The sequence below is a fragment of the Dinoroseobacter sp. S76 genome, from assembly GCF_049801095.1.
Taxonomy (GTDB): Bacteria; Pseudomonadota; Alphaproteobacteria; order Rhodobacterales; family Rhodobacteraceae; genus Dinoroseobacter.
In genome coordinates this window covers 166,661-188,799 of sequence record NZ_JBNAGH010000006.1, presented here as the reverse complement: position 1 = coordinate 188,799, position 22,139 = coordinate 166,661, and the positions used below count along the sequence as shown (strand labels likewise).

Here is a 22,139-nt window from a genome sequence, read left to right as displayed (position 1 = left end):
AATGACAAAGCCCGGTGCGTCTTGCGACACACCGGGCTGATTTTTTGCCTCCGGCGGGGATATTTAGAGACTTAAGACAGACAGCGCGCGAGGGGGTCCTGCGCGCTGCGCTGTCAGGTCAGGCGGTGGTCGCTTCGAGCAGCGCGGTTTCCGCCCCCATCAGGTGCAAGGCCTGTCCGGCGATATGGCCGGCGGTCAGCTTGGCATCTGCATACATATCGTCCGGGCTTGCCTGGTCGATGAAGCGATCCGGCAAGGTCATGGTGCGCACTTTCAGGTGTCCGTCGAGCCGCCCGGTCTTGGCCAGATAGTGGAGGACCATGGCGCCAAAGCCGCCTTCGGACCCTTGCTCCACGGTGATCAGCGCCTCGTGGCTGTCTGTCAGATCGGCGATGAGCTGCGTGTCGAGCGGCTTGGCAAAGCGGGCATCGGCCACGGTCACCGAGAGACCCCTTGCGTCGAGCTCTTCGGCGGCTTTGAGGCATTCCGACAGATGGGCGCCGAGGGAGAGGATTGCAACCGAGCTGCCCTCCCGGATGATGCGCCCCTTTCCGATCTCAAGAAGCTGGCCACGCTCCGGCATCTCGATCCCGACGCCCTCGCCCCGCGGGTAGCGGAAGGCGATGGGGCCGTCATCGAAGGCCGCCGCGGTGGCCACCATATGGACAAGCTCCGCCTCATCGGCGGCGGCCATCACGGACATGTTGGGCAGGTTGGACAGGTAGGCCACGTCATAGGCGCCCGCATGGGTGGGGCCATCCGCGCCCACGAGACCAGCGCGGTCAATGGCGAAGCGCACGGGCAGGTTCTGGAGCGCCACGTCATGGACGACCTGGTCATAGCCGCGCTGGAGGAAGCTGGAATAGATCGCGCAGAAGGGTTTCATCCCGCCCGCCGCGAGCCCGGCGGCAAAGGTCACCGCGTGCTGCTCGGCGATGCCCACATCGAAGACGCGCCCCGGAAAGCGCTTGCCCATGATGTTCACGCCCGTCCCGCCCGGCATGGCCGCCGTGACCGCGCAGATCCGTGCGTCCCGCTCGGCCTCCGCCGTCAGGGTCTCGCCGAACACCTTGGTATAGGCGGGCGCGTTGGGCGCGGATTTCTTCTGCTTGCCCGTGGCCACATCGAACTTCGCCACCCCGTGATAGCAGTCATCGGACAGCTCGGCAGGGGAATACCCCTTGCCCTTCACCGTACAGGCATGGATCAGGATCGGTCCGCTGGCCTTTGCCCGGGCAGCACGCAGCACTTGCAGGAGCTGCGGCACGTCATGGCCGTCGATCGGGCCGATATAGTCAAACCCGAGCTCTTCAAAAAGCGTGGCGGAGGAGCCATGCTCCCCGGTTACGAGCTCCCGGGCCCGTTGGGCGCCCTCACGCAGGGGGCCGGGCAGGCTGCGCTCAAAACCCTCGGCAATGTCCTTCAGGGCATGGAGCGGGCCGGTGGAGGCCAGATCACTGAGATAGGTCGACATGGCGCCCGTGGGCGGGGCGATGGACATCTCGTTATCGTTGAGAATGACGAACAGGCGGCGCCCCTCATGGCCCGCATTGTTCATCGCCTCATAGGCCATGCCCGCGCTGATCGAGCCATCACCGATCACGGCAATCGCATCGCCCGTCGCTCCGCCCAGATCGCGCGCGGTGGCAAAGCCCAGCGCGGCGGAGATCGAGGTCGAGCTATGGGCTGCGCCGAACGGATCGTACTCGCTCTCACTGCGCTTCGTGAAGCCCGAGAGGCCCCCCTTCTGGCGCAGGGTGCGGATGCGGTCGCGGCGCTCGGTCAGGACCTTATGGGGATAACACTGATGACCCACATCCCAGACCAGCTTGTCGAAGGGCGTATTAAACACCGCATGGATCGCCACGGTCAGCTCGACCACCCCGAGTGAGGAGCCCAGATGGCCCCCGGTCTCGGACACGGCCGAGATCACCTCGGCGCGCAGCTCGTCCGACAGGGTCGCAAGTTCACGATCCGTAAGGGATTTCAGGTCGGCGGGGCAGGCCACCCGGTCAAGGGTCGGGGTCTGGGGGCGGGAATTGGGCATGGTCGTCTCCTCCTTCGCGGTCTGGTGCGAGATCATGCGCGAGCGGTCTCGCGCGGACCGATCCGGGGGCGCCAATGCCGGTCAAGCGGCGCCGGGTGGATCGGGGTGGACCGACGGTCGAGCCTGCGGGTCCGGAGTCCGGGCCCCCTCGCGCAAAACACGCTCAGGGGCCCGGCGGGGGAAGGCCGTGAGGCCTATTCGTAGGCGGGCGGACCCGAGGTCGCGAGTTCCGGCCAGTCGGTGATCACGTTCAGACCCTGCAGCGGGCGCTGATACCCCTTGTGGCAGGTCTTGCACGCCGCCTTGGGTGCATCCGCATGGAGCGGACCGAGGCGTTCGGGCGGATAAACCCCTTCGAGCGGCACGAGGTAGTCGTTGTTCAACTCCTGCACCATCTGGATCCCGAGGCTGGCCGTGGCCCATTGCGGGGTCACTTGCGCGCCATCGTAGAAGGCCCGGCTGTTGTGACAGAACACGCAGTTCCGACCCAAGGAGTTCGAGAAATAGTTCATCAGGCTGAACGTCCGCTCGGTATCCTGCCAGGTGGGATCACCCGGCTCGTGCTGAACACGGCTTTCGAGATCATGCACGGCGATGGTCTCGTAGTTCAGCAGGTACTGCTCCAGAGCATCCGAAGGCAGCGAGGTGAACTGCGACTGGGACGTGGCGCGGTTCTGCACCGAGGCCCAGCCCGAGGTGTTCTCGTTCACCGGATCGATCCGGAACCAGATATCCGAGGGCACGTTTTCACCGCGGTGACAGGTGTAGCAATTGACCCCGACAACCTCGACGGCATTCACATGCCCATCCCAGTTCTCGTTAATGTTCTGGGTCATCTGGATCATGCTGCGGGCAACGACCTTGGTATAGAGGTCATCATCCGCATATTCCCCGTCATCCGCACCGGAGTGGCAATAGGCACAGCCCTGCTCCGGCGCGACCCATTGGGTCATCGCGTTCATCAGCCGGTTGAAATTCGCATCCGTCAGATCGCCGAGCACCTGGACATTCGCGTAAATGTCCCCGGCGAGCTCTTCTCCCTCCTCCGGAATGAAGGGCTCGTCGGTGTAGTAGTCTTCGATCGTGGGATCCGGCTTGGCCAGATCCATGTCGAACTTGGCCACCTTCATCCCGATCCCGCGGGGACCGGTCTGCATGCTGTCCGTCGCCAGGGGTTGCCCCCAGCTGACGAAGAGGGCTGCCAGGAACACCGCGCCACCTGCAACACCGACGATAATGGCCGGCTTGTAGATATCCGTGGGGTTCTTCGCATTCCACTCAGAGAACCATTTGGGGAACATCAGTTTGCCTCCTCTTGGCCAATGAAGCCCTCATAGGTGGTGTAGGCCTCGTACCCGTAGTCCTGGGTGTAGTCGGGCGCGAAGTTGTGCTCGACGGCCCAGAGGAACCAGTTGTCTACCACGGTGCCGGTCAGCAGGATCCCGATCCCGCCGGTGATCGGCGTGAGAACGGCGAACCACCAGGCCCAGCGGTGAATACCTTCCATGGTGGCGTTGAAGCCCATGGTCCAGCGCCAGAAGAGACCGGCCCGCTCGGATGCTGTGCCGCGGTCATAGATCTGCTCCAGCTCGCGGTCGCCGCCGAAACGGGTAACCGCCAGAATGGTCGCGCCATGCATCGCAAAGAGCAGGACAGAGCCATAGAGGAACACGATCGAGAGACAGTGGAACGGGTTGTAGTAGAGGTTGCCGTAGCGGATCGAGAAGGCCGTGGTCCAATCGAGATGCGGGAAGATCCCGTAGGGCACTGCTTCGGACCAGGATCCCATCAGGATCGGGCGGAAGAGACCGAGCACGAGGAAGAGCCAGATCGCGGCGGCAAAGGCCCAAGCCACATGCTTGCCCATCTTGTGCATCTCGGCGAGCTGGTAGGACCGCACCCACCAGGCCAGCACCGACACCAGGAGGAAGAAGCTGGAGATGATGTACCAGCCCCCGTCATCGAGCGGCGGCATGCGCAGCCCGTATTCCGGCGAGGGCGGCTCGAGCGCCAGCCAGAAGAGCTGCCGGATGAACTCCGGAATGCTGTAGCCGACCTGGCTGAGCATGTTGAAGCCGACAATGTTGAACCACAGGGTCCCGGTGATCAGGCTGATGACGCCAAACCACCCCAGATAGACAGGCCCGAGCTGGGCGTTGCCGATCCAACCGATGAGCTGCGAGAAGGAGGTCCCCTTCGTGCGCAATTCGGTCATGTTGTTTTCGTTGTCGACGCCGAGCTCTGCGGGGCCCTGCACTTGGACTTGGGTGAAAATGTTCTGATATTCGGGCATCGCTTACATCCCCACTTGGCTGGGCCAGATCGGCAGCTCGAGCCACCAGTTCCACCACTCGGGCCATCCCTTGGTCCAGACGGGACCGGAGATGATGATGCAGACGGCGGACCAGAAGCCAGCGTTCAGCGCCAGAAGCAGACCCACACGGTGGATGCCCAGGGTGCCGATCGAATAGCCGATGAAATCGCGGAAGAAGGTGTCTTCGTTATCCGGACCTTTGACTTCCTCTCCCTTGGGCGGGTTTGCGGCGGACAGAACCAGCGCCCCGTGAAGAGCCAGCGCAAGGGTCGTGGTGAAGAAGAACGTCACCGCGATCATATGGGCCGGATTGTAGTGAAAGTGCAGATAGGCGTAGCCGGTATTGGAGACCCAATCGAGGTGGCTGAAAATCCCGTAGGGGAAGCCATGTCCCCAGGCGCCCAGAAGGAGCGGCCGGAACACCACGAGGGTCACATAGGCAAAGATCGCGAAGCTGAAGGCCACGGGCACATGCAGGCCCATGCCGAGCTTCCGGCAGATCTCGACCTCACGCAGCGCCCAGCTGACGAATGCGCCGATGGCGCAGAAGGTGATGATCTGCCACAGACCGCCTTCCATCAGGGGGGCCATGCCGAGGCCGTATTTCAAGTCGGGGGGCGCGATATGGATCAGCCAGGGGTTGAAGGTGCCCTGTTGGGACGCTCCCCAGAAGATCATTACCGTGCCTAACAAGGCGAAAAATGCTGTCGTGACTCCGAAAAAGCCCACGTAGAACGGGCCTACCCAGAAGTCGAACAGATCGCCGCCGATCAGCGTCCCTCCACGGACGCGATACTTTCTCTCGAAGCTGAGCAAAGCCATCGTCTGTCTCCGCAAGTGGCGGCTGCTGTGCTGGTCGCGCTCAGCCGTCAGTTGTCATTGTGGTATTCATATGCTGCGGCCGATCCGGGGGTCCGCCCGCAGCAAACTCATGGGGTCCCTGGTCAGAGACCCGGTCGCGATCACATCGCGGCCAGTTCAAACCAGTTGAAGTGCTCGGTGCTGAGCAGGACGAGGTGAATCATCGCCGCCAGCAGGAACAGGAACACGCCCTGAGCCACGAAGACGCGGCGCGGGTCGAAGATCAGCCAGATTTTGTAAAACTTGGACATGTTTCAGTGCTCCCTTAGAACCAAGGACGCCAGATGAACGTGGCGAGATGAGCGACAATGGCGACGGCCGAAAACAGCCAGAGCCCGCTCATGTAAACCGAATGCAGCTCTTGAGCCTGCTCATCGGTTAGACCTGTGAAGGACAGGTCGGATTTATCAGCCATGTGCATTCCTCCGGAAAGTTATTGCTGATACCGCGAACCCCGCGGCCGGGCCCCGGCAAGGGCTCATCCCCTGCCGGCATATCCAGCCCTCGCGAGAGGGCCGAAACTCGGGACCTTTCGGCTCACGCCGAAAAGATCATGGGCGTGATGATCCGGGCCTGGGTCCAGGCGCGGGCGATCGGCCCTTTTTTCTGAAAGCTGCCGCTCTTGATCGATGCCAGGGTCCAGCTGAGGATCGCGACCGGAATTGCGGCGGCAAAAATGATCGCAAAATAGGTGTAAAACTCGGCCTTCGGCATCTTGTGGGCGCGGTGCTCCACCGGTCCGTTCGTTGTCTGGTCCGCCATTTTCGTTCCCTCCCTTAAGTCGCGTCCTCAAAGCCCGCAGGTTGCAGGGCCTTGACGGTTTCAATCACCACCCGTTCGTCGCCTTGCTCCAGCGCGGCCTTCTCGGCGGCATCGCGCAGGGTCTTGGCGGCGGAGATACGGGTCAAAATCGGGTGCTCGGCGACGATCCGGTCCAAAAGCCTCTGGGCGTCCTCATCCCAGGGGAAATCGCGCCGGAGCGTCGTTGGTGTGGCCGCCGCACTGTCCATCTCGCTGCCCAGCGGCAGGATGTGGAAGAGCGCGTCGAACAGGCTGTTGCAGACCTCCTGGATCAGGTAGGTCGCGCCCGCATAGCCCATCATCGGAGTGCCCGTGGCGCGCCGGATGGCGGCACCGGGGAAGCTTGCGGGGATAAAGGCCGGTTTGGGCCCAAAGCCGCTGGCCATCTCGGCCAGATACATCTTCTCGTTGATCGAGCCCATGACGACCAGCGGACGCTTGGTGTGCATCATCTCGCGCACCTCGTCATTGTCGGTCTTCTTGCCCGCAACCCGCCCCACGGCAAAGGCGCAAGGCAGGCCCATATCCGTCTCGAGGAAGTTGCGGATCCCGCGGGCATAGGTCTCGTTCGCCACGATGGCGAAACTCGCCGTGGCAAAGAAGTCCTGCGTCACCGAACGCCATAGATCCCAGACCGGCTTGATCGTGGAATGCTTCTCGGTCTCGATGAAGGGCTCCGGATCGAGATCCAGCAGCTCTCCAAGGGTCCGCAGGAATTTCGTCGTGCTCTCGATTCCGATCGGCGCCTGCAGATAGGGCTTGCCGAGCACTTCACAAAGGCCCCGACCAAACTCGCGATACATGCAGATATTCACATCCGCATTCACGAGGTTCCGCATCTCGGCCAGATGGGCGCCCAGCGGATGGACCATGTTGATCTCGGCCCCGATCCCCTCGACCAGCCGCCGGATCTCGGCGAGATCCGAGGGCATGTTGAAAGTGCCATACATGGGCCCGAGGATGTTCACCCGGGGCTTGGCCCCCTCCTCGCGCTTCTTCTCCGGAGGCATCCGCCCCTTGGTCATGCCGAACTCGGTGAAGATCCAGGTCATCGCCCGATCGGCGGCCTCCCATTGATCCTCATCGATGGTGCGCGGCAAAAACCTCTGAATATTCGTGCCTTGCGGGGTCACGCCTCCGCCGATCATCTCGGCGATAGACCCTGTAACCACCACGGCTGGCAGCGCCGGGTCGAGCGTGCCCCAGGCGCGCTTCATCGCGCCCTCGGTGCCATCGCGGCCCAGCTCCTCTTCGCCGAGGCCGGTGGTCACAATCGGCAGCTCGTGTGGCGGTAGCGCGTCGGTATAGTGCAGCACCGAGGTCACCGGCAGGTTCTCACAACCCACCGGACCGTCGATCACCACTTGCAACCCCTTCACGGCGGTGAAGGCATAGACAGCGCCCCAATACCCGCCCGCGCGGTCATGGTCCTGGATCAACATGGGGCACCCCCCTTCATTGTTCCAAAAATACTCCGGGGGAGGCCGAAGGCCGGGGGCAGAGCCCCCAAATCCAAGTTCAGCATTTGACACCCCCATTCGCCGCGACGCGGGCCTTCTCGGCACGCTCCAGCTTCTTGAGGTTGGTCGCGCGGAACTCGGGGCGGAGGTTCGGATCCCCCTCCCAGACACCGGCGGTGTCGCCATGGCCCACGCCCTCGAAGAAAGCGCGCATATGATCCATCCGGTCCTTGTTGCCCATGGCCGCATTCACGACCTGCGCCAGGGATCCGGCGCCCATCACGCCCATCAGAGGCCGCGCGGAAATCAGATTGGTAAAATAGAGGCTCGGGATGCCGAGCTCCTTGCCCTTCTGCACCACCGGGGTGGTGCCGATGGCGAGATCGGGCTGGATTGCCTCCATCGCCGCGCAATCATCCTCGAGCGAGGCGCGATACTGGACCTTGACGCCGCGCGCCTCCAGCCAGTCGCGATCTGGTTCGGACCATTTGGTGCGCGGACAGGCGGTGCCCACATAAGGCACCTCCGCCCCGGATTCGATCAAGAGACGCGCCACCAACAATTCCGAGCCTTCATACCCGGACAGGGTAATCGTGCCTTTGATGGGGGTTGCGGCGAGCGCGCCCTTGATCGCCGGGAGGAATGCGTTCTGTGCCTCGGCGATCTTCTCGGCAGAAACGCCGAAACTGTCACCGATCGCGGCCAACCAGGCAGCCGTGCCGTCATGGCCCACAGGGGCCGAGCCGACAACGGACCGCCCGGCGGCTTCGAACTCTCTGATAGCACTCGTATAGAACGGATGGATTGCGGCGGCCGTCCCACAATCCAAGGCAGAATATAGCTCGCGCCACTCACGGCAGGGAACGACCGGACCTGCCGCCAGACCGAGTGGCGCGAGCATTTGGCCAATCCCAATGGGATCAGCCGGGAACATCTCACCGAGCAGAGCTACGGTGGGACGGTCCGCCTTGCCCGAAGCCGGGGCCTGAACAGGTCCGGCTTCGATCTCTGCACGGGCGTAATTCAGCATCGCGCCCGCGAGGATGTCTTTGGCTTCGGCATGGGTCGGCACGCCAAAACCGGGCACATCAATGCCCACGATGCGCACGCCGTTGATCTCGGACGGAAGCAACCGCAAGGGCACCCCCGACGCGGTCGGAACACAGAGGTTCGTCACAACGATGGCATCGTATTTCTCCGGGTCCGCCATCTTGTGAACAGCGTCCCGGATGTCCTCGAACAACTTGCCGGTCACAAGCGTCTCGGAATTGAAGGGGACATAGCCGACGGATCGGCGCGCCCCGTAAAAGTGGCTCACGAAGGTCAACCCATAGACACAGCAGGCCGAGCCCGAGAGCATCGTGCCCACGCGCCGCATCCGCAGCCCCACGCGCAATGAGCCAAAGGCCGGGCACATGCTCTGGGGTTTGTCATGGGGACCCTGCGGGTAATCCGCAGCATACTGGTCGAGGATCTCGGACATGCCGGAAGCGCGGGCCGCAGCCTCCATCTGCGCCCCGGGCGCATGGCAGCCCATCCCGTCGGGCGTCGCAGTCACGCCTTCGGGCACCGGCTCTCGCGCGGTACCCTCATGAATTTCGACCTCATCCGCACTGTCGTAGCGGGTCTCGAGCGGGGGTTTATCCATCGCATCCCCCTTTCGGCAGTGCTTGGTGCGCCACCGGGCAGGTGGGCACCGAAGCGGGGAGCGGGGGAACAGGTGTTTCGGCGAAACACTGCGCGACGGCCTCGGGCAGCTCGGCGAGACGCGCGAGGCCCTGGTCCAGATCATCCATCTTGGCCATGTCAAACATCGTCATAGACCACTTCGAGGGACTCTTTGGGCTTGGCATTCTTGCCGCGCATGTCGGCATCCGTTGCGGGCTCCAGCACGAAATCCGCGCCGGTTTCCTCGGCCGAGAAGAGCTCCAGAAGCCCGTCCTGGCTGAGCGCCACAGGCCGCAGGGGCGGCGCCTCGGCGACGTTCTCGCCAAGCGCGGCAAACAGGTCGCCCCAAGGCCCGGCCTTGGTGCCAACGATCTGGTAATTCGCGGATTTCTTGCGCAGGTCCTCGTCCTGCGGGATCGAGGCCAGCACCGGGATGTCCACGGCCTTGGCAAAGGCCTGCGCCTCGCCGGTGCCGTCATCCTTGTTGATCACAAGGCCCGCCACGCCGACATTGCCGCCGAGCTTGCGGAAATACTCCACCGCCGAGCAGACATTGTTCGCCACATAGAGAGACTGCAGGTCGTTGGAGCCTACGAGTATAACTTTCTGGGCCATATCCCGAGCGATAGGCAGACCGAAACCGCCGCAGACCACATCGCCGAGGAAATCCAGGAGCACATAGTCAAAGTCCCAATCGTGGAACCCGAGTTTTTCCAGAAGTTCAAAGCCATGGATAATCCCCCGTCCGCCGCAGCCACGGCCCACTTCGGGGCCACCGAGTTCCATTGCGAAGACACCGCCGCGCTTGAAGCAGACATCACCGATGCCGACCTCTTCGCCCGCGAGCTTCTTCTGGGTCGAGGTTTCGATGATCGTCGGGCAGGCCTTGCCGCCAAAGAGCAGCGAGGTCGTGTCGGATTTCGGGTCGCAGCCGATCAGCAGCACGCGCTTGCCCTGCTCGGCCATCATGTGGCTGAGATTGGCGAGGGTGAAGCTTTTGCCGATGCCGCCCTTGCCATAGATCGCGATGATCTGGGTCTTCTTGGTCGGTTCGCCCTGGGGCACTTCGAGCGTCGGCTCCTCGGCCGCCTCGTCGCGCAGGCGCTGGTCGTAGTCTGGTTTCAGGTTCGGGATATCGAGAGTCATGCGGTCGCACTCCAATCCAGGATCATCTTGAGGCAGGCCGGGTCTTCGAACGCCGTCTGGTAAGCGTCTGCACAATCGGCTGCCTTTGCGGTGTGGGTGATTAGCCCCTCTAGCGAGAGCGCCCCGGAATCGATCAGGGCGCGGGTTGCGATGAGATCATCGCGGTCCCACTCAGCGGCGATGCGCAGGCGGGCTTCTTTCATGAAAGCGGGCGGGAACCGGAAGGAGATCTGGTCGTAGAACCCGGCGAGCACGATCTCGCCCCCCTTCTGGATCCGCATGATGAGGCTGGCGATCAGGTCCGCATTGCCCGACGCGTCATAGATCGAGCGGTAGTCGCGGCGCGTATCACTGTCGGGATGGATCACCTCATAGCCCTCGGCACCGCCCTGGCGGGCCGGGTCAATCTCCCAGACCGTGGGCGCGGGCGCGCCAGCGGCAATGGTCAGACGGGCGAGCAGACGGCCCAGCACGCCGTGACCCACGATCAGGTCCGGCACGGATTTGTTGAGCCCGGCCATGGAATGCCGCGCGGTCGCGGCCAGCGCCAGAAGCGCGCCCTCGGCTTTCAGGTCCGTATCGATGCGCACCACGCGGGCGGCATCGGAGACGAGCATGTTGGAGGCCCCACCAAAGAGCCCCCGCACCTCGCCATAGCAATTCGCACCCGGCACAAAGACCCTGTCCCCGGGCTTGTAGGTCGTGTCAGGCCCGGCCTCGACCACTTCACCCGCGGCCTCGTAGCCGGGGATCAGCGGGAAGGAAAAACCCGGAAAGGGCGGCATGTTGCCCGTCCAGAAGAGCTTTTCGGTGCCTGTGGAAATTCCGGAGTGGTCAATGGCTACGACGATGTCGGTTTCCGTGGGATCGGTCAGCCCCACCTCCTGCAAGCCGAGCGCGCGCGGTCCGGTCAGTACGACTGCTGTGGCGTCCATGGTGAAGTTCCCCGTGTTCTAGGCTGCGACGCGTGAGTGGACTCAATGTCGCAGTTCGTAGCTGAGTGTAAGATTACGCTTACAGCTTTATATGTCAACTAAATTAGACACTCGGAATACGGGTGTATGCGGTGCGCCTTACGCCGCTTTGGTCGCGGTCACGACACCGGTCACAAAGGGCCGATACGTCTTGTGAGATTGCACCTGCTGGAACCCCGCCTGGGCGAGGTGCGCCTTGATTTCCTCGGCCGAGCGGGCTTTCCCGGTCTGCATGGCCATGGTGTAAAAGGCGAAATAGGCATCCCCCACCCGGGTGGGATCGGCCCCGCCCGCCATGGGTTCGGACACGATCACCCGCCCGCCCGGGGGCAGCGCGCTATGCACTTTTCCCAAAAGGCTCGCGACCGTCGAATCGGCATGGTCATAGAGGACCCGCACGAGGGAGATCACATCCGCCCCGCCCGGCAGCGCCGGGTCATCGCGGAAAGACCCACCGCGCATATCCGCGCCCTCCGGCAGCTCCGCACCCGCCACGACAGCGGGCAAATCAAAGAGGCGCAAGCGCAGCTCCGGATACTCGGCCCGCACCGCGCGCAGGAACGCACCCGTACCACCGCCCACATCCATCAGCCGGTGGGCGCCATCGAGGCGGATGGTCCGCAAAGTCTCTTCGGCCACCAGCCCCTGACTGTCGGCCATGAGCTTGGAATACCGCTCGGCGATCTCCGGATCATTGGTGCCGCTCTGACCAAAGACATAGGGCCAGAATCGCGCGAGCTCGGTCTCGGTCCCGCCCTTCAGGAAGGCCAGCGGATCCGCGAGGTCGCGGTAGAGCACGTCATGGTGTCGAATCATCTCGGAAAGTCCCGGCACCCCGGGCAGCGCCGCGCCCAGGCGGCCCAGCTGATAGTCGCCGTCCTTGCGCCGTTTCAGCAGCTTGAGCGCAGTGGCGGCCTGACACAGCGCCTCCATCTGCCGGGGCTCGAGCCGCGTGCGCGCAGCGAGCCGCCAGGCAGGCAAGGGCTCTTTGGCCAGAAGGGCCGGCATGTCGAGACTGACAAAGGCATGCAGGACCTGGCTGTAAACAAAGCCCGACACCAGATCGAAAAGCGCTTCGCCATCCTTCCGCGCCAGGCGGCGCGTGCCGGGCATCGCGCTGGCCCAGGATTGAAAGGCCGGGGATCCGGCGAGGTTCACCCACCAGCGATAAAAGGCGTTCTTGTCCGGCAGGAAAGAGAACCGGCTATAGCTGCCGGAGGACATGGTCATGGGTCAGGCCGTGCGTGCGCTGGCGATGTTCGGAATGACCGGGGTCAGACGCTCGGCGGTTTTGCGCACCATCTCGCAGAGGGCGGCCTCGCCCGGGCAGGACGGGATCGATGAGATCGCCCCGGACAGAATGTCGTCGAGACGGCGAATCGCCCCCTGAACGCCCAGTTCGGTCACCGCGTTCGGACGCGCATGGATCGCGTCCTGCCCCGCAGGCTTGCCGAGAGTTTCTTCGTCATAGAGCGCGTCACGCAGATCATCGGCCACCTGGAAGGCCTCGCCGATCCGGGCACCCAGCTCGGTCCAGGCCTCGGGATCCTCGCCCGCAGCCGCCGCGCCCATGCGGGTGGCGGCCGTAAACAGCGCCCCGGTTTTGGCCCGGTGATAGGCCGACAGGTCCACCACCGGCTCACTCTCCCAGGCCTGGCCCGCGCAAATGCCATGGGGCATGCCGGAGAACCGCGCGAGCTCGCGGATCAGTTGTCCGCCACGGGCTGCGTCCTGCATGGCCGCGACGCCAATCTCCTCAAAGGCCATGATGATCAGGGTATCCCCGGTCAGCACCGCCAAAGGCTCGGAAAACGCCCGGTGAATTGTCGGCTTGCCCCGGCGGATATCGGCGTCGTCAAAGGCTGGCAGGTCGTCATGCACAAGGCTGCCGCAATGGATCAGCTCGATCGCCGTGCAGGCCGCATCCGTGAGCCCCGGCGCATCGTCGCCACAGGCCATGGCCACATTGAGGCAGATCGTCGGACGGATCCGCGCGCCCCCGGGTTTGACCGCATATTCGAGCGCCGTAGCCAGCTTCGGCGGACAGGAGCCCGCGCGGCTGCGGATGAGGGCCACATCGAGGGCAGCTTCAATGCGCGAATTTGGGGTCATGGTCGGCTCCAGGGCAGAATGTCACTTGCAAATGACACAAGACTGTAAATTACACTGGACAGTTTGCGGCGACCTGTCAACAATCAAGGTCAGGAATTCAATGGACCTCTTATGTATAGCATATCGGACAAGGTGATTGTGATCGGCGCGGGTATGGGCGGGCTGGCCTCGGCCATCCGGCTGGCCCATGCGGGCTGCGATGTCACCCTGCTCGAGGCGCAATCGGGTCCGGGCGGCAAGATGCGCACCCTTCCCAGCGCGGCGGGTCCGGTGGATGCGGGGCCGACGGTGATGACCCTCCGCCCGATCTTCGAGGCGCTCTTCGAGGATGTCGATGCAGAGCTCTCGGACCACGTGACGCTCCATCGCGAGACCGTGCTGGCGCGCCATTGGTGGTCCGATGGCAGCACGCTGGATCTGTTCTCCGACGCCGCGGCTTCCGAGGAGGCCGTCCGTGATTTCGCCGGTCCGAAAGAGGCCAAGGCCTTCGCCGCGTTCAGTGCTCAGGCCGCCAAGCTCTTTGCCGCCTTCGATCAGCCCATGATGCAGGAGCCGAGCCCGGATCTGGCAGGGCTCACCCGCCATGTGCTGACCCAGCCCGCGCTGATCCCGGCCATGGGGCCTCTGACGACACTGGCCAAGAGCCTGTCAAAACGGTTCCGCGACCCGCGTCTGCAGCAGCTCTTTGGCCGCTACGCCACCTATGTGGGCGGCTCGCCCTATGCCGCCCCCGCCGTGCTCGCGCTGATCTGGCAGGCCGAGGCGCAGGGGGTCTGGCGGGTCGAGGGGGGCATGCACGCGCTGGCCCAGGCCCTGGCGGGGCTCGCCGCGCAGAAAGGCGCGACCTTGCGCTATGACAGCCCCGTTGCCCGGATCGAGACGCAATCGGGACGGGTCGCAGGGGTGCATCTGGCCGATGGGACGCGCCTCCAAGCGGATACGGTGGTCTTCAACGGCGATCCGCGCGCGCTGCATCTGGGTCTCCTTGGCCCCGCGCCGCGCCCGGCGGTGCCTGCGCCCGGGGTGCGGGACCGCTCGCTCTCGGCCTATGTCTGGTCCTTTGCCGCCACACCCTCGGGGCGCGATCTGGTCCATCACAACGTGTTTTTTGCCGATGATCCGCAGGTCGAGTTTGACGCGCTGGCCGCAGGGCAGATGCCCCCGGACGCCACGCTCTACATCTGCGCCGAGGATCGCGGGGCCGGGCTCACGCCCAAGGGCCCCGAGCGGTTCGAGGTCATCATGAACGGCCCGCCGGTCCTGAACGAGGCCGGCGCGGAGACGGACGAGGAGGAGTTCCGCAAATGTCAGACGCAAGTGTTCAACCGGTTCGCGGCCATGGGGCTCAATTTCTCGGAGCGGCCCGGGCGCAGCGCCCTGACGATGCCACGGGACTTCGCGCGCCTGTTTCCCGGGTCGGCCGGATCCCTCTACGGACGGAGCCCGCACGGGTTGATGGCGGCATTCCAGCGCCCGCAGGCGCGGACCAAGCTGCCGGGCCTCTACCTGGCGGGGGGCGGCGCGCATCCGGGGGCGGGGATCCCGATGGCGACCCTTTCCGGGCGGCACGCGGCAGAGGCGATTCTGCAGGACCGAACTTCAACATCGACGTCCCGGCGGATGGCTACGCCTGGTGGTATATCGACGGCATCAGCGCCTGCGGCACCCGCGCGATCTCCATAATCGCGTTCATAGGGTCGGTTTTCTCGCCCTGGTATCGCTGGTCCGGGCGGCGCTCGCCAGACAACAACGTCTGCATCAACGTGGCGACCTATGGCCGTGGCGGACGCTGGACCATGACCGACCGGGGTCGCGACGCCCTGCGCCAGACCGAGGACAGTTTCACAGTCGGGCCCAGCGGGCTCAGCTGGGATGGCACGACCCTCACGGTGGATATCAACGAGGTCTCCACCCCCCATTGCCAGCGCGTGCAGGGCACGGTGAAGATCCATCCCGCCGCTGTCACCGGGGTCGAGGTGCCGCTGACGGCGGATGGCGCGCATATCTGGCGCCCCTTTGCCCCCACAGCGGAGATCGAGGTCGATCTGGGCCGGTCCGGCTGGCAATGGCGCGGGCATGGCTACTTCGATGCGAACTTCGGGACCCGCGCCCTGGAGGCCGATTTCGGCTATTGGACCTGGGGGCGGTATCCGACCAAGGCAGGCACGGCGTCCTTCTATGATGTGGCCCGGCGCGATGGCACGGATCTGGAGGTCGCGCTGAGCTTTGACCGCACCGGCGGTGTCTCGGTGATGGACGCCCCGCCCAAGACGCGGTTCCGCCGCTCGAACTGGCTGGTCAAGCGCGAGACGCGGGCCGATCCCGGCACCACGCCGCGGCAGGTCAAGGCGATGCTGGACGCGCCCTTCTACAACCGCTGCGGGGTGGAAACGACCTTGCATGGCGAGCGGGTCTCGGGCGTGTTCGAAGCGCTGGATCTGGACCGGTTCCGGGGACCTTGGCTCATGCCGATGCTCGCGGTCCGGGTCCCCCGCCGCCCGGGCTGGAACTTCGGCGACTAGCGCTGGCTCGGCGCAGGGCTGACCAGCAGGAGCGCTCCGAACACCATCATCATCGCACCCGAGCCGCGCTGCATCCATGTCAGACGCGGCCCTGCGACCCGTGCCGCCGAGCGTCCGGCAAGTGCGTAGGCGGTAATCGCCACGACCTCGAGCAGGAGGAAGCAACCGCCCAGCAGGGCGTAGCTCTGCCAATAGGCCTCGGTTGCCACGAATTGCGGGAAGAAGGCTGCGAAAATCAGGATCGCCTTGGGATTGCTGAGCGCGACCAGCGCCTCGGCGCGGAAGGCCCCTGCGGGTGTGGCGCGCGCCGTCTCTGGGTCGAGCCGGACCCGCCCGGCCCCGCGCCAGATCCGCCAACCGATCCAGATCAGATAGGCCGCACCAATGAGCTTCACCGCCTGAAACACCGCCGCCGAGGCCGTCAGCAAGAGGCCCAGCCCCATGGCGCTCGCCGCGATCATCGGGACAAAGACCAGAAGCCGCCCCAGAGCCGCGCGCCCGGCAAAGAGCACCCCACCCTGCGCCCCATGGGTCATCGCCAGCAGGTTGTTCGGCCCAAAGGCCAAATTCAGGGCAAAACAGGCAGGAATGAAGATGAGCCAGTCGATCATGGGGGCCTCCTGCAGCGATCTAGGCGGAGTTTGGCGCCCATGGCAAGCGTGCCCGTTGGCCCGGCCCGTGCGATCCGCTACACCCGGGTCAACCGGGATTGAAACGCGAAGGAGACAGGGCGATGGGCATCGAAATAGCAGGCCTTGGCGGGTTCATCATGCTGGTCTTGTCGATCTGGGCCATCGTATCGATCGTCGGGTCCAATTCCAGCACCGGCGCCAAGGTGATCTGGTGCCTCTTCGTGCTGATCCTGCCGCTTCTGGGCTTCATCATCTGGCTCTTCTTCGGGCCGCGCGCGCGGCGCTAGGACTTGTCCCGCCAGGCTGTGGCATTGGCCTCGATCCGCGCAAGCTGCGCAAAAAGCGCCTCGGTCTCCGCCTCAGAAAACCCGTCCAGAAGGACCGCGTTGACCTCCTTGTAGATCTCATGGGTCTCGCGCAGCGCCGCGCCCCGCGCAGTGACATCCACGGTGACAGCCCGGCGATCCTCGGTGCTCTGTGTCCGGGTCAGGAGCCCGCCTGTGATCATACGATCCACCAAACGCGAGGTCGCGGGCGGCGCATTTCCGGTCAGTTCCGCCAGCGCCTTCACCCCCAAGGGCCCGTTCAGCCACAGGCAATTCAGCACCGCCCATTGCGCGAGGCTCAGATCATGGGGCGCCAGAAGCTGGGTGCAGACAGCATTCCCCGCCCCCGCAGCGAAGTTCAGCGCACGGCCGAGGGACCTCGGCACGCGGTAGGGATCGGGATCGCTCATATCGGTTTTCATGTAAACTATTGCGGCGTAAGCGAAGCCTATACGGCAATCAAGGGCGAGAAAACCGGCCTCAGCTCTCCACCGGGCGCGCGGAGGCAGCCTCGGGGTTCAGTCGCCAAACGGCACCGTTCAGCGAGGCCGCGATTGTCACCCAGAGAAGATAGGGCGCCAGCATCGCGCCCGCGATGGGGTCAAGCTGCCAGGCCGTGACCATGGCGCCGAAAACCGCGATCCACAGGAAGACAATGACCACCATCCCCGCCTTGATCCGCTGCAACCCGAAAAAGATCGGGGTCCAGAGCGTGTTGAGCGCGATCTGGAATGCCCAGAAAGCCATGGCCATCGCGCTCCCTTCCAGGGGGGCGACCCGGGCGGCGGCCCCGGCGATCAGCAGGTAGAGCAGCGACCAGACCACGGGGAACACCCAGTTCGGCGGGTTCCAGGCGGGTTTGCGCAGGGCCTCGTACCAGCGGCCCGGCGGAAACATCGAGCCGGTTGTCGCCGCCGCCGCGCAGGCGCCGAGAAACACGGTGAAGAGAAGCCAATCAAATCCCATGAAGGGTTAACTAGATCGGCTGCCCGCCGGTTCTAGCCCGCGCATGGCGCGATCCCGTGCCTCCAACTGCGCGAAGAGGCCCAGCAGACTGCCCGACCGTCCCTCACCCCAGGCGGAGCGATCCGCGCTGCGCGCCCCGGCCTCGACCAGAAACGCGGTTTCCGGCAGGGGTGTGGCATGGAGGACCGCCGAGCGCGGCATGACCATGGTCACACCGCTGCGCAGCACAGCAAGCGAGAGCCAACCCAGTTTCTGCGTCTTGGAGGTATGGGCCCGCCGATTGATATTGTCATAGTTCGCCCGCGCCACCTCGGTCCCGATCCCGGCATAGATATGGCGCGCGGCAAAGATCCCCGGACGGGACCCCAGCGGCAGAGCCGCAACCCCGGCCTCGGAACGGTCATAGAGACGCCGCGCCTCGGCCAGCAGACGACGCGTGACCGTGGTCAGCGCCTCGGATGTGGTCGGGTTGGCGAGAAAGGCCTCCGGATCGAGCCCCTCCTCGGCCATCATCGCGCGGGGCAGATAGAGACGGCCCTCGGCGGCATCCTCCCCCACATCGCGGCAGATATTCGTCAGCTGCATCGCCACGCCCAGATCGCAAGCCCGCGCCAGCGCATCCGCGTCGCGCACGCCCATGAGCACGGTCATCATCGCGCCCACCGCTGCCGCAACCCGGGCGGAATAGGCGCGGACATCCGAGAGGGTGTCGTACTGACGCTCCATCGCGTCCCAGGCGAAGCCCTCGATCAGGGCCTCGGGCAGGGTGCGGGGCATGTCATGGGCCTCGATCATCGCGGCAAAGGCCCGGTCCGCGCAGGCATTTCGCGGTGTCCCGCGATAGGCGAGATCCAGACGGTCCTTCAGATCCAGTACCGCTGCGGGCTTTTCCTTGTGATCATCCACCGCATCATCGGCGAGACGGCAGAAGGCATAGAGCGCCAGCGCCGGGTCCCGAACCTTGGTGGGCAGGAGCCGCGAGGCCGCATGGAAGGACAGGGATCCATGGCGGATCGCCTCCTTGCAATGCTCCAGATCCGCCGGGCTGTAGCGCTGCGGCAGATCCAGATCGGCGGGCGTCGCGTCGAGGCTCATTCCGCAGCCTGCTTGAACGGCGCGGCTTCCACCGGCATGGGCGGCGCCATGGGCACCATCTTGGCCAGAACTTCGGCCGAGCTGATCACCCCGGGCACACCCGCGCCCGGATGGGTGCCGGCGCCGGCGAGAAACAGCCCCTCCGCCTCTTCCGAGACGTTATGGGGCCGGAACCAGGCCGATTGCAGGATACGCGGCTCGATCGAAAAACCAGAACCGTTGGGCGAGAGATAGCGATCGCGGAACGTCTCGGGCGTGAAGACCACCTCGGTGGTGATCCGGCGCGAGATCCCGGGCATGGTCCTTTCCAGCTCGGCCAGAACCTTGGCCTTGTAGCGGGGAGCCTCGGCCTCCCAATCCACGGGGTTGTCATGGCCCAGATGTGGCACGGGCGAGAGGACATAGAAGGTGTCATCCCCCTTGGGCGCCACGCTTGGGTCCGTGAGCGACGGGCGATGCAGGTAAAGGCTCATGTCATCCGCGAGCCGCCCATTGATGAAGATGTCCCGCAAGAGACCCTCATAGCGCGGGCCGCTCAGGATCGTGTGATGCCCCACATCGGGCCACTCGCTCGCCGTCCCCTTGGTGCCGAAATACCAAACGAAGAGGCCCATGGACCACCGCCGCGATTTCAGCTTGGCCGGGGTCCAGCGCTTCTTGGGCGCGCTCCGCATCAGGTGGTCATAGGTATGGCCCGCATCCGCATTGGAGACGACCACATCCGCATGGGCGACCTCGCCACTGTCGAGGCGGATGCCGCGCACCTTGCCATCGGTGACGAGAATCTCATCCACGGTCTCTCCGAGCCGCAGCCAGCCGCCTTGCTCGGCCACCACATTCGCCATGGCCTGGGCAATCGCCTGTACCCCGCCCATGGCGTAATGGACGCCGTATTCCTTCTCCAGGTGGCTGACCAGCGCATACATGGAAGTGACATTCATCGGATCGCCACCGATGAAGAGTGGATGGAACGACAGCGCCATCTGCAGCCGCTTGTCCTTCACCCGGCGCTTGGCGAGGCCGAGGATCGACTGATCCGCGCGCAGCATGGCGAAGGTCGGCAGAACCTTGATCGTCTCCCAGGCCCGGTGCATGGGCTTGGCCACCATCCCCTCGAACCCGACCACATAGCGGCGATGAGCGTCCTTGAGGAACTTGTGATACCCTTTCAGATCCCCCGGCGCGAGGCGCTGGATCTCGGCCTCCATCGCCTCGGTGGATTGGCGCGCCTTGAGGCTGGAGCCATCGGGCCAGCGGATCTCATAGAAGGGATCCATGGGCTTGAGCTCGACATCCTGGTGGAAGTCCCGCCCGCAAGCCTTCCAAAGATCCTCATAGACCTGCGGCACGGTGATGATGGTCGGACCGAGATCGAAGCGATGCCCGTCCTGACTGATGGAAGAGCCGCGCCCGCCGGGCATATCGAGCCGGTCAAAGACCGTCACCGCATAGCCCTTGGCCCCGAGCCGCATGGCCGCGGCGAGCCCGCCCAATCCGGCGCCTATGACAATGGCGCGTTTGCGGGGGCCCGAGATGGCTTCGGCGGCGGAGATCGGATCGACTCGTGTCATCATGGTTTGACGATATAGTTGTCCAGTTTAATTGACAACATCCGTGTCAACCGGAGGGATCTTTTCTGTCCTGCACTCCCCGCCTATATGAGAGGGAACCTATTCCGGAGACCCCCATGCAACCCGTTGAAATCTATACCTCGCCCCTGTGCGGCTTCTGCCATGCGGCCAAGCGCCTGCTGTCCCAGAAGGGCGTGAGCTTCGCCGAGGTCGACGTCCTCGCCGCCCCCGCCCGCAAGCCCGAGATGATCCAGCGCGCCGGTGGCCGGACAAGCGTGCCGCAGATCTTCATCGGCGAGACCCATGTGGGTGGCTGCGATGACCTCTACGCGCTGGAACGGGCAGGCAAGCTCGACCCGTTGCTGGCAGGCTGATGCGCGCCGCGCTGTTGCAGATGACGTCGGTTGATGATCCGGCGGCCAACATCCTCCAACTGGCGGGCCTCGCCCGGCAAGCGGTGGCGGAGGGCGCAGATCTGCTGCTCTCGCCGGAGGTGAGCAATTGCATCTCCAACAGCAAGAGCCACCAGCGCGCGGTCCTTCGGCCCGAGGCCGAGGACCCCATGCTCGCCGAAATGCGCGAGTTTGCCGCCAAGGAGGGGGTCTGGTTTCTGCTCGGCTCCCTCGGCCTTCTGACCGACGACCCGGATGGGCGCTTTGCCAACCGTTCGATCCTGATCAACGCGCAGGGCGAGATCGTCGCGCGCTATGACAAGATCCATATGTTCGACGTGACCGTCTCCGAGGCGGAGACCTATCGCGAAAGCGACGGCTATCGCCCGGGCACTCAGGCTGTGGTGGCCGAAACGCCCTTTGGTCGGATCGGAATGGCGGTCTGCTATGACCTGCGCTTCCCGCATCTTTTCCGCGAATTGGCGCGCGCCGGGGCCGAGATCCTGACCCTACCCGCGGCCTTCACCCAGGTCACAGGCGAGGCCCATTGGCATCCGCTCCTGCGCGCGCGGGCCATCGAATGCGGCGCCTTCGTGCTGGCCCCAGCGCAGACCGGGATCCACCCGACCGAGCCAAACGGACCGCGCCGGACCTATGGCCATAGCCTCGCCATTGATCCCTGGGGTCGGGTCCTCGCGGATGCGGGCACAGCACCCGGGGTGACCTGTGTCGATCTGGATCTGACAGAAGTTGCCGCAGCGCGGCGAAAAATTCCTTCCCTCACCGCGGATGCGCCGTATGCTGCGCCGTAATGAGTACCGTTGACGACGCCCTTGCGATTTCCCTTCTGTCCGAGCTGATCACCACGGATCAGCTCGCCCGCGCCCGACTGAGCAAAGCTCTGCCCAAGGGTATGGAATTGAGCCATTTTTCCGTGCTCAACCATCTCGCCAATACCGGGGCCGAGAAGACGCCCGCGCAGCTTGCGCGCAGTTTTCACGTCACCAAGGGTGCCATGACCAACACGCTGGGCAAGCTCGAGACCGCAGGCCATGTGCATATCCGTCCCGATTGGGATGACGCCCGGCGCAAGCTGGTCGCCGTCAGCCCCGCGGGCCGTGCCGCACGGGATCAGGCCCTGCAGGTGATCACGCCGATCATCGCAGAGATGACCTCGACCCTCGGCTCGGAAAAAGTGCGGGCGGTCCTGCCGATCCTGCGTGAGCTGCGCATTCGGCTGGAACAGGACTGA

General features: G+C 64.6%; 25 protein-coding genes. 6 read left to right on the top strand and 19 right to left on the bottom strand.

Annotated elements, in window-relative coordinates; all coding sequences use genetic code 11:
* Window positions 1-118: 118 nt before the first annotated feature.
* The 14 genes from dxs to ACP153_RS17065 form a co-directional block, all read right to left on the bottom strand.
* A complete protein-coding gene (gene dxs, locus ACP153_RS17130; RefSeq protein ID WP_424972232.1) occupies window positions 119-2,047 on the bottom strand; it encodes a 1-deoxy-D-xylulose-5-phosphate synthase in 1,929 nt (642 codons plus the stop codon).
* Window positions 2,048-2,241: 194 nt separating this feature from the next.
* The gene (pufC, locus tag ACP153_RS17125; protein WP_424972231.1) at window positions 2,242-3,348 is read right to left on the bottom strand and encodes a photosynthetic reaction center cytochrome PufC; all 1,107 of its coding nucleotides are present in this window, start codon (window positions 3,346-3,348) and stop codon (window positions 2,242-2,244) included.
* Entirely contained in the window at window positions 3,348-4,340 is a 993-nt protein-coding gene (gene pufM, locus ACP153_RS17120) for a photosynthetic reaction center subunit M (RefSeq protein ID WP_424972230.1), read from the bottom strand. The genes pufC and pufM overlap by 1 nt, the downstream gene beginning before the upstream one ends.
* A 3-nt stretch (window positions 4,341-4,343) precedes the next feature.
* Window positions 4,344-5,183 carry a photosynthetic reaction center subunit L gene (pufL, locus tag ACP153_RS17115; protein WP_424972229.1) on the bottom strand — a complete coding sequence of 280 codons (840 nt, stop codon included), beginning with the start codon at window positions 5,181-5,183 and terminating at the stop codon, window positions 4,344-4,346.
* A gap of 140 nt (window positions 5,184-5,323) precedes the next feature.
* Window positions 5,324-5,473, bottom strand: coding sequence for a light-harvesting antenna LH1, alpha subunit (pufA, locus tag ACP153_RS17110; RefSeq protein WP_424966062.1), 150 nt, complete (start codon window positions 5,471-5,473; stop codon window positions 5,324-5,326).
* A gap of 14 nt (window positions 5,474-5,487) precedes the next feature.
* Window positions 5,488-5,637, bottom strand: coding sequence for a light-harvesting antenna LH1, beta subunit (pufB, locus tag ACP153_RS17105; RefSeq protein WP_424966063.1), 150 nt, complete (start codon window positions 5,635-5,637; stop codon window positions 5,488-5,490).
* 122 nt (window positions 5,638-5,759) lie between these two features.
* Complete coding sequence (gene pufQ / locus ACP153_RS17100; RefSeq protein ID WP_424966064.1) at window positions 5,760-5,984, bottom strand: cytochrome PufQ; 225 nt, start codon at window positions 5,982-5,984, stop codon at window positions 5,760-5,762.
* Window positions 5,985-5,998: 14 nt separating this feature from the next.
* A complete protein-coding gene (bchZ, locus tag ACP153_RS17095) occupies window positions 5,999-7,465 on the bottom strand; it encodes a chlorophyllide a reductase subunit Z (protein ID WP_424972228.1) in 1,467 nt (488 codons plus the stop codon).
* A gap of 76 nt (window positions 7,466-7,541) precedes the next feature.
* Window positions 7,542-9,131 carry a chlorophyllide a reductase subunit Y gene (gene bchY / locus ACP153_RS17090; RefSeq protein WP_424972227.1) on the bottom strand — a complete coding sequence of 530 codons (1,590 nt, stop codon included), beginning with the start codon at window positions 9,129-9,131 and terminating at the stop codon, window positions 7,542-7,544.
* Window positions 9,124-9,303 carry a hypothetical protein gene (locus ACP153_RS17085; RefSeq protein ID WP_424972226.1) on the bottom strand — a complete coding sequence of 60 codons (180 nt, stop codon included), beginning with the start codon at window positions 9,301-9,303 and terminating at the stop codon, window positions 9,124-9,126. Before ACP153_RS17085 ends, bchY begins: the two co-directional genes overlap by 8 nt.
* Window positions 9,290-10,297 (bottom strand): chlorophyllide a reductase iron protein subunit X, encoded by a 1,008-nt coding sequence (locus ACP153_RS17080; RefSeq protein WP_424972225.1) that lies wholly within the window; start codon window positions 10,295-10,297, stop codon window positions 9,290-9,292. Before ACP153_RS17080 ends, ACP153_RS17085 begins: the two co-directional genes overlap by 14 nt.
* Window positions 10,294-11,232 (bottom strand): chlorophyll synthesis pathway protein BchC, encoded by a 939-nt coding sequence (gene bchC, locus ACP153_RS17075; protein ID WP_424972224.1) that lies wholly within the window; start codon window positions 11,230-11,232, stop codon window positions 10,294-10,296. The genes ACP153_RS17080 and bchC overlap by 4 nt, the downstream gene beginning before the upstream one ends.
* Window positions 11,233-11,370: 138 nt before the next feature.
* Window positions 11,371-12,495 (bottom strand): methyltransferase, encoded by a 1,125-nt coding sequence (locus ACP153_RS17070; RefSeq protein WP_424972269.1) that lies wholly within the window; start codon window positions 12,493-12,495, stop codon window positions 11,371-11,373.
* Window positions 12,496-12,504: 9 nt separating this feature from the next.
* Window positions 12,505-13,383 carry a polyprenyl synthetase family protein gene (locus ACP153_RS17065; protein ID WP_424972223.1) on the bottom strand — a complete coding sequence of 293 codons (879 nt, stop codon included), beginning with the start codon at window positions 13,381-13,383 and terminating at the stop codon, window positions 12,505-12,507.
* A gap of 111 nt (window positions 13,384-13,494) precedes the next feature.
* Here ACP153_RS17065 and crtD point away from each other — a divergent pair, with 111 nt between their 5' ends.
* Both crtD and crtC read left to right on the top strand, forming a co-directional pair.
* Entirely contained in the window at window positions 13,495-15,066 is a 1,572-nt protein-coding gene (crtD, locus tag ACP153_RS17060; protein ID WP_424972222.1) for a 1-hydroxycarotenoid 3,4-desaturase CrtD, read from the top strand.
* Complete coding sequence (gene crtC, locus ACP153_RS17055; protein WP_424972268.1) at window positions 15,033-15,905, top strand: carotenoid 1,2-hydratase; 873 nt, start codon at window positions 15,033-15,035, stop codon at window positions 15,903-15,905. The genes crtD and crtC overlap by 34 nt, the downstream gene beginning before the upstream one ends.
* Here crtC and ACP153_RS17050 read toward each other — a convergent pair.
* The gene (locus tag ACP153_RS17050; RefSeq protein WP_424972221.1) at window positions 15,902-16,516 is read right to left on the bottom strand and encodes a LysE family translocator; all 615 of its coding nucleotides are present in this window, start codon (window positions 16,514-16,516) and stop codon (window positions 15,902-15,904) included. The genes crtC and ACP153_RS17050 overlap by 4 nt on opposite strands.
* A gap of 122 nt (window positions 16,517-16,638) precedes the next feature.
* Here ACP153_RS17050 and ACP153_RS17045 point away from each other — a divergent pair, with 122 nt between their 5' ends.
* Window positions 16,639-16,824, top strand: coding sequence for a PLD nuclease N-terminal domain-containing protein (locus tag ACP153_RS17045; RefSeq protein WP_424972220.1), 186 nt, complete (start codon window positions 16,639-16,641; stop codon window positions 16,822-16,824).
* Here the strand turns inward: ACP153_RS17045 and ACP153_RS17040 are convergent.
* The 4 genes from ACP153_RS17040 to ACP153_RS17025 all read right to left on the bottom strand — a co-directional run bounded on the left by ACP153_RS17040 (window position 16,821) and on the right by ACP153_RS17025 (window position 20,498).
* Window positions 16,821-17,273 carry a MarR family winged helix-turn-helix transcriptional regulator gene (locus ACP153_RS17040; RefSeq protein WP_424972219.1) on the bottom strand — a complete coding sequence of 151 codons (453 nt, stop codon included), beginning with the start codon at window positions 17,271-17,273 and terminating at the stop codon, window positions 16,821-16,823. The two genes, ACP153_RS17045 and ACP153_RS17040, sit on opposite strands and share 4 nt — an antisense overlap.
* Before the next feature lie 70 nt (window positions 17,274-17,343).
* Complete coding sequence (gene tspO, locus ACP153_RS17035) at window positions 17,344-17,829, bottom strand: tryptophan-rich sensory protein TspO (protein ID WP_424972218.1); 486 nt, start codon at window positions 17,827-17,829, stop codon at window positions 17,344-17,346.
* Between the two features lie 6 nt (window positions 17,830-17,835).
* Entirely contained in the window at window positions 17,836-18,924 is a 1,089-nt protein-coding gene (gene crtB / locus ACP153_RS17030) for a 15-cis-phytoene synthase (RefSeq protein ID WP_424972217.1), read from the bottom strand.
* Window positions 18,921-20,498, bottom strand: coding sequence for a phytoene desaturase (locus ACP153_RS17025; RefSeq protein WP_424972216.1), 1,578 nt, complete (start codon window positions 20,496-20,498; stop codon window positions 18,921-18,923). Before ACP153_RS17025 ends, crtB begins: the two co-directional genes overlap by 4 nt.
* 113 nt (window positions 20,499-20,611) lie before the next feature.
* On the opposite strand from ACP153_RS17025, the gene grxC reads away from it, so the two are divergent.
* The 3 genes from grxC to ACP153_RS17010 are packed head-to-tail and all read left to right on the top strand — an operon-like array spanning window position 20,612 to window position 22,139.
* Window positions 20,612-20,869, top strand: a complete 258-nt coding sequence (gene grxC / locus ACP153_RS17020; RefSeq protein WP_424972215.1) for a glutaredoxin 3 — start codon at window positions 20,612-20,614, stop codon at window positions 20,867-20,869.
* Complete coding sequence (locus tag ACP153_RS17015) at window positions 20,869-21,699, top strand: carbon-nitrogen hydrolase family protein (RefSeq protein WP_424972214.1); 831 nt, start codon at window positions 20,869-20,871, stop codon at window positions 21,697-21,699. The genes grxC and ACP153_RS17015 overlap by 1 nt, the downstream gene beginning before the upstream one ends.
* Window positions 21,699-22,139, top strand: coding sequence for a MarR family winged helix-turn-helix transcriptional regulator (locus ACP153_RS17010; RefSeq protein ID WP_424972213.1), 441 nt, complete (start codon window positions 21,699-21,701; stop codon window positions 22,137-22,139). The genes ACP153_RS17015 and ACP153_RS17010 overlap by 1 nt, the downstream gene beginning before the upstream one ends.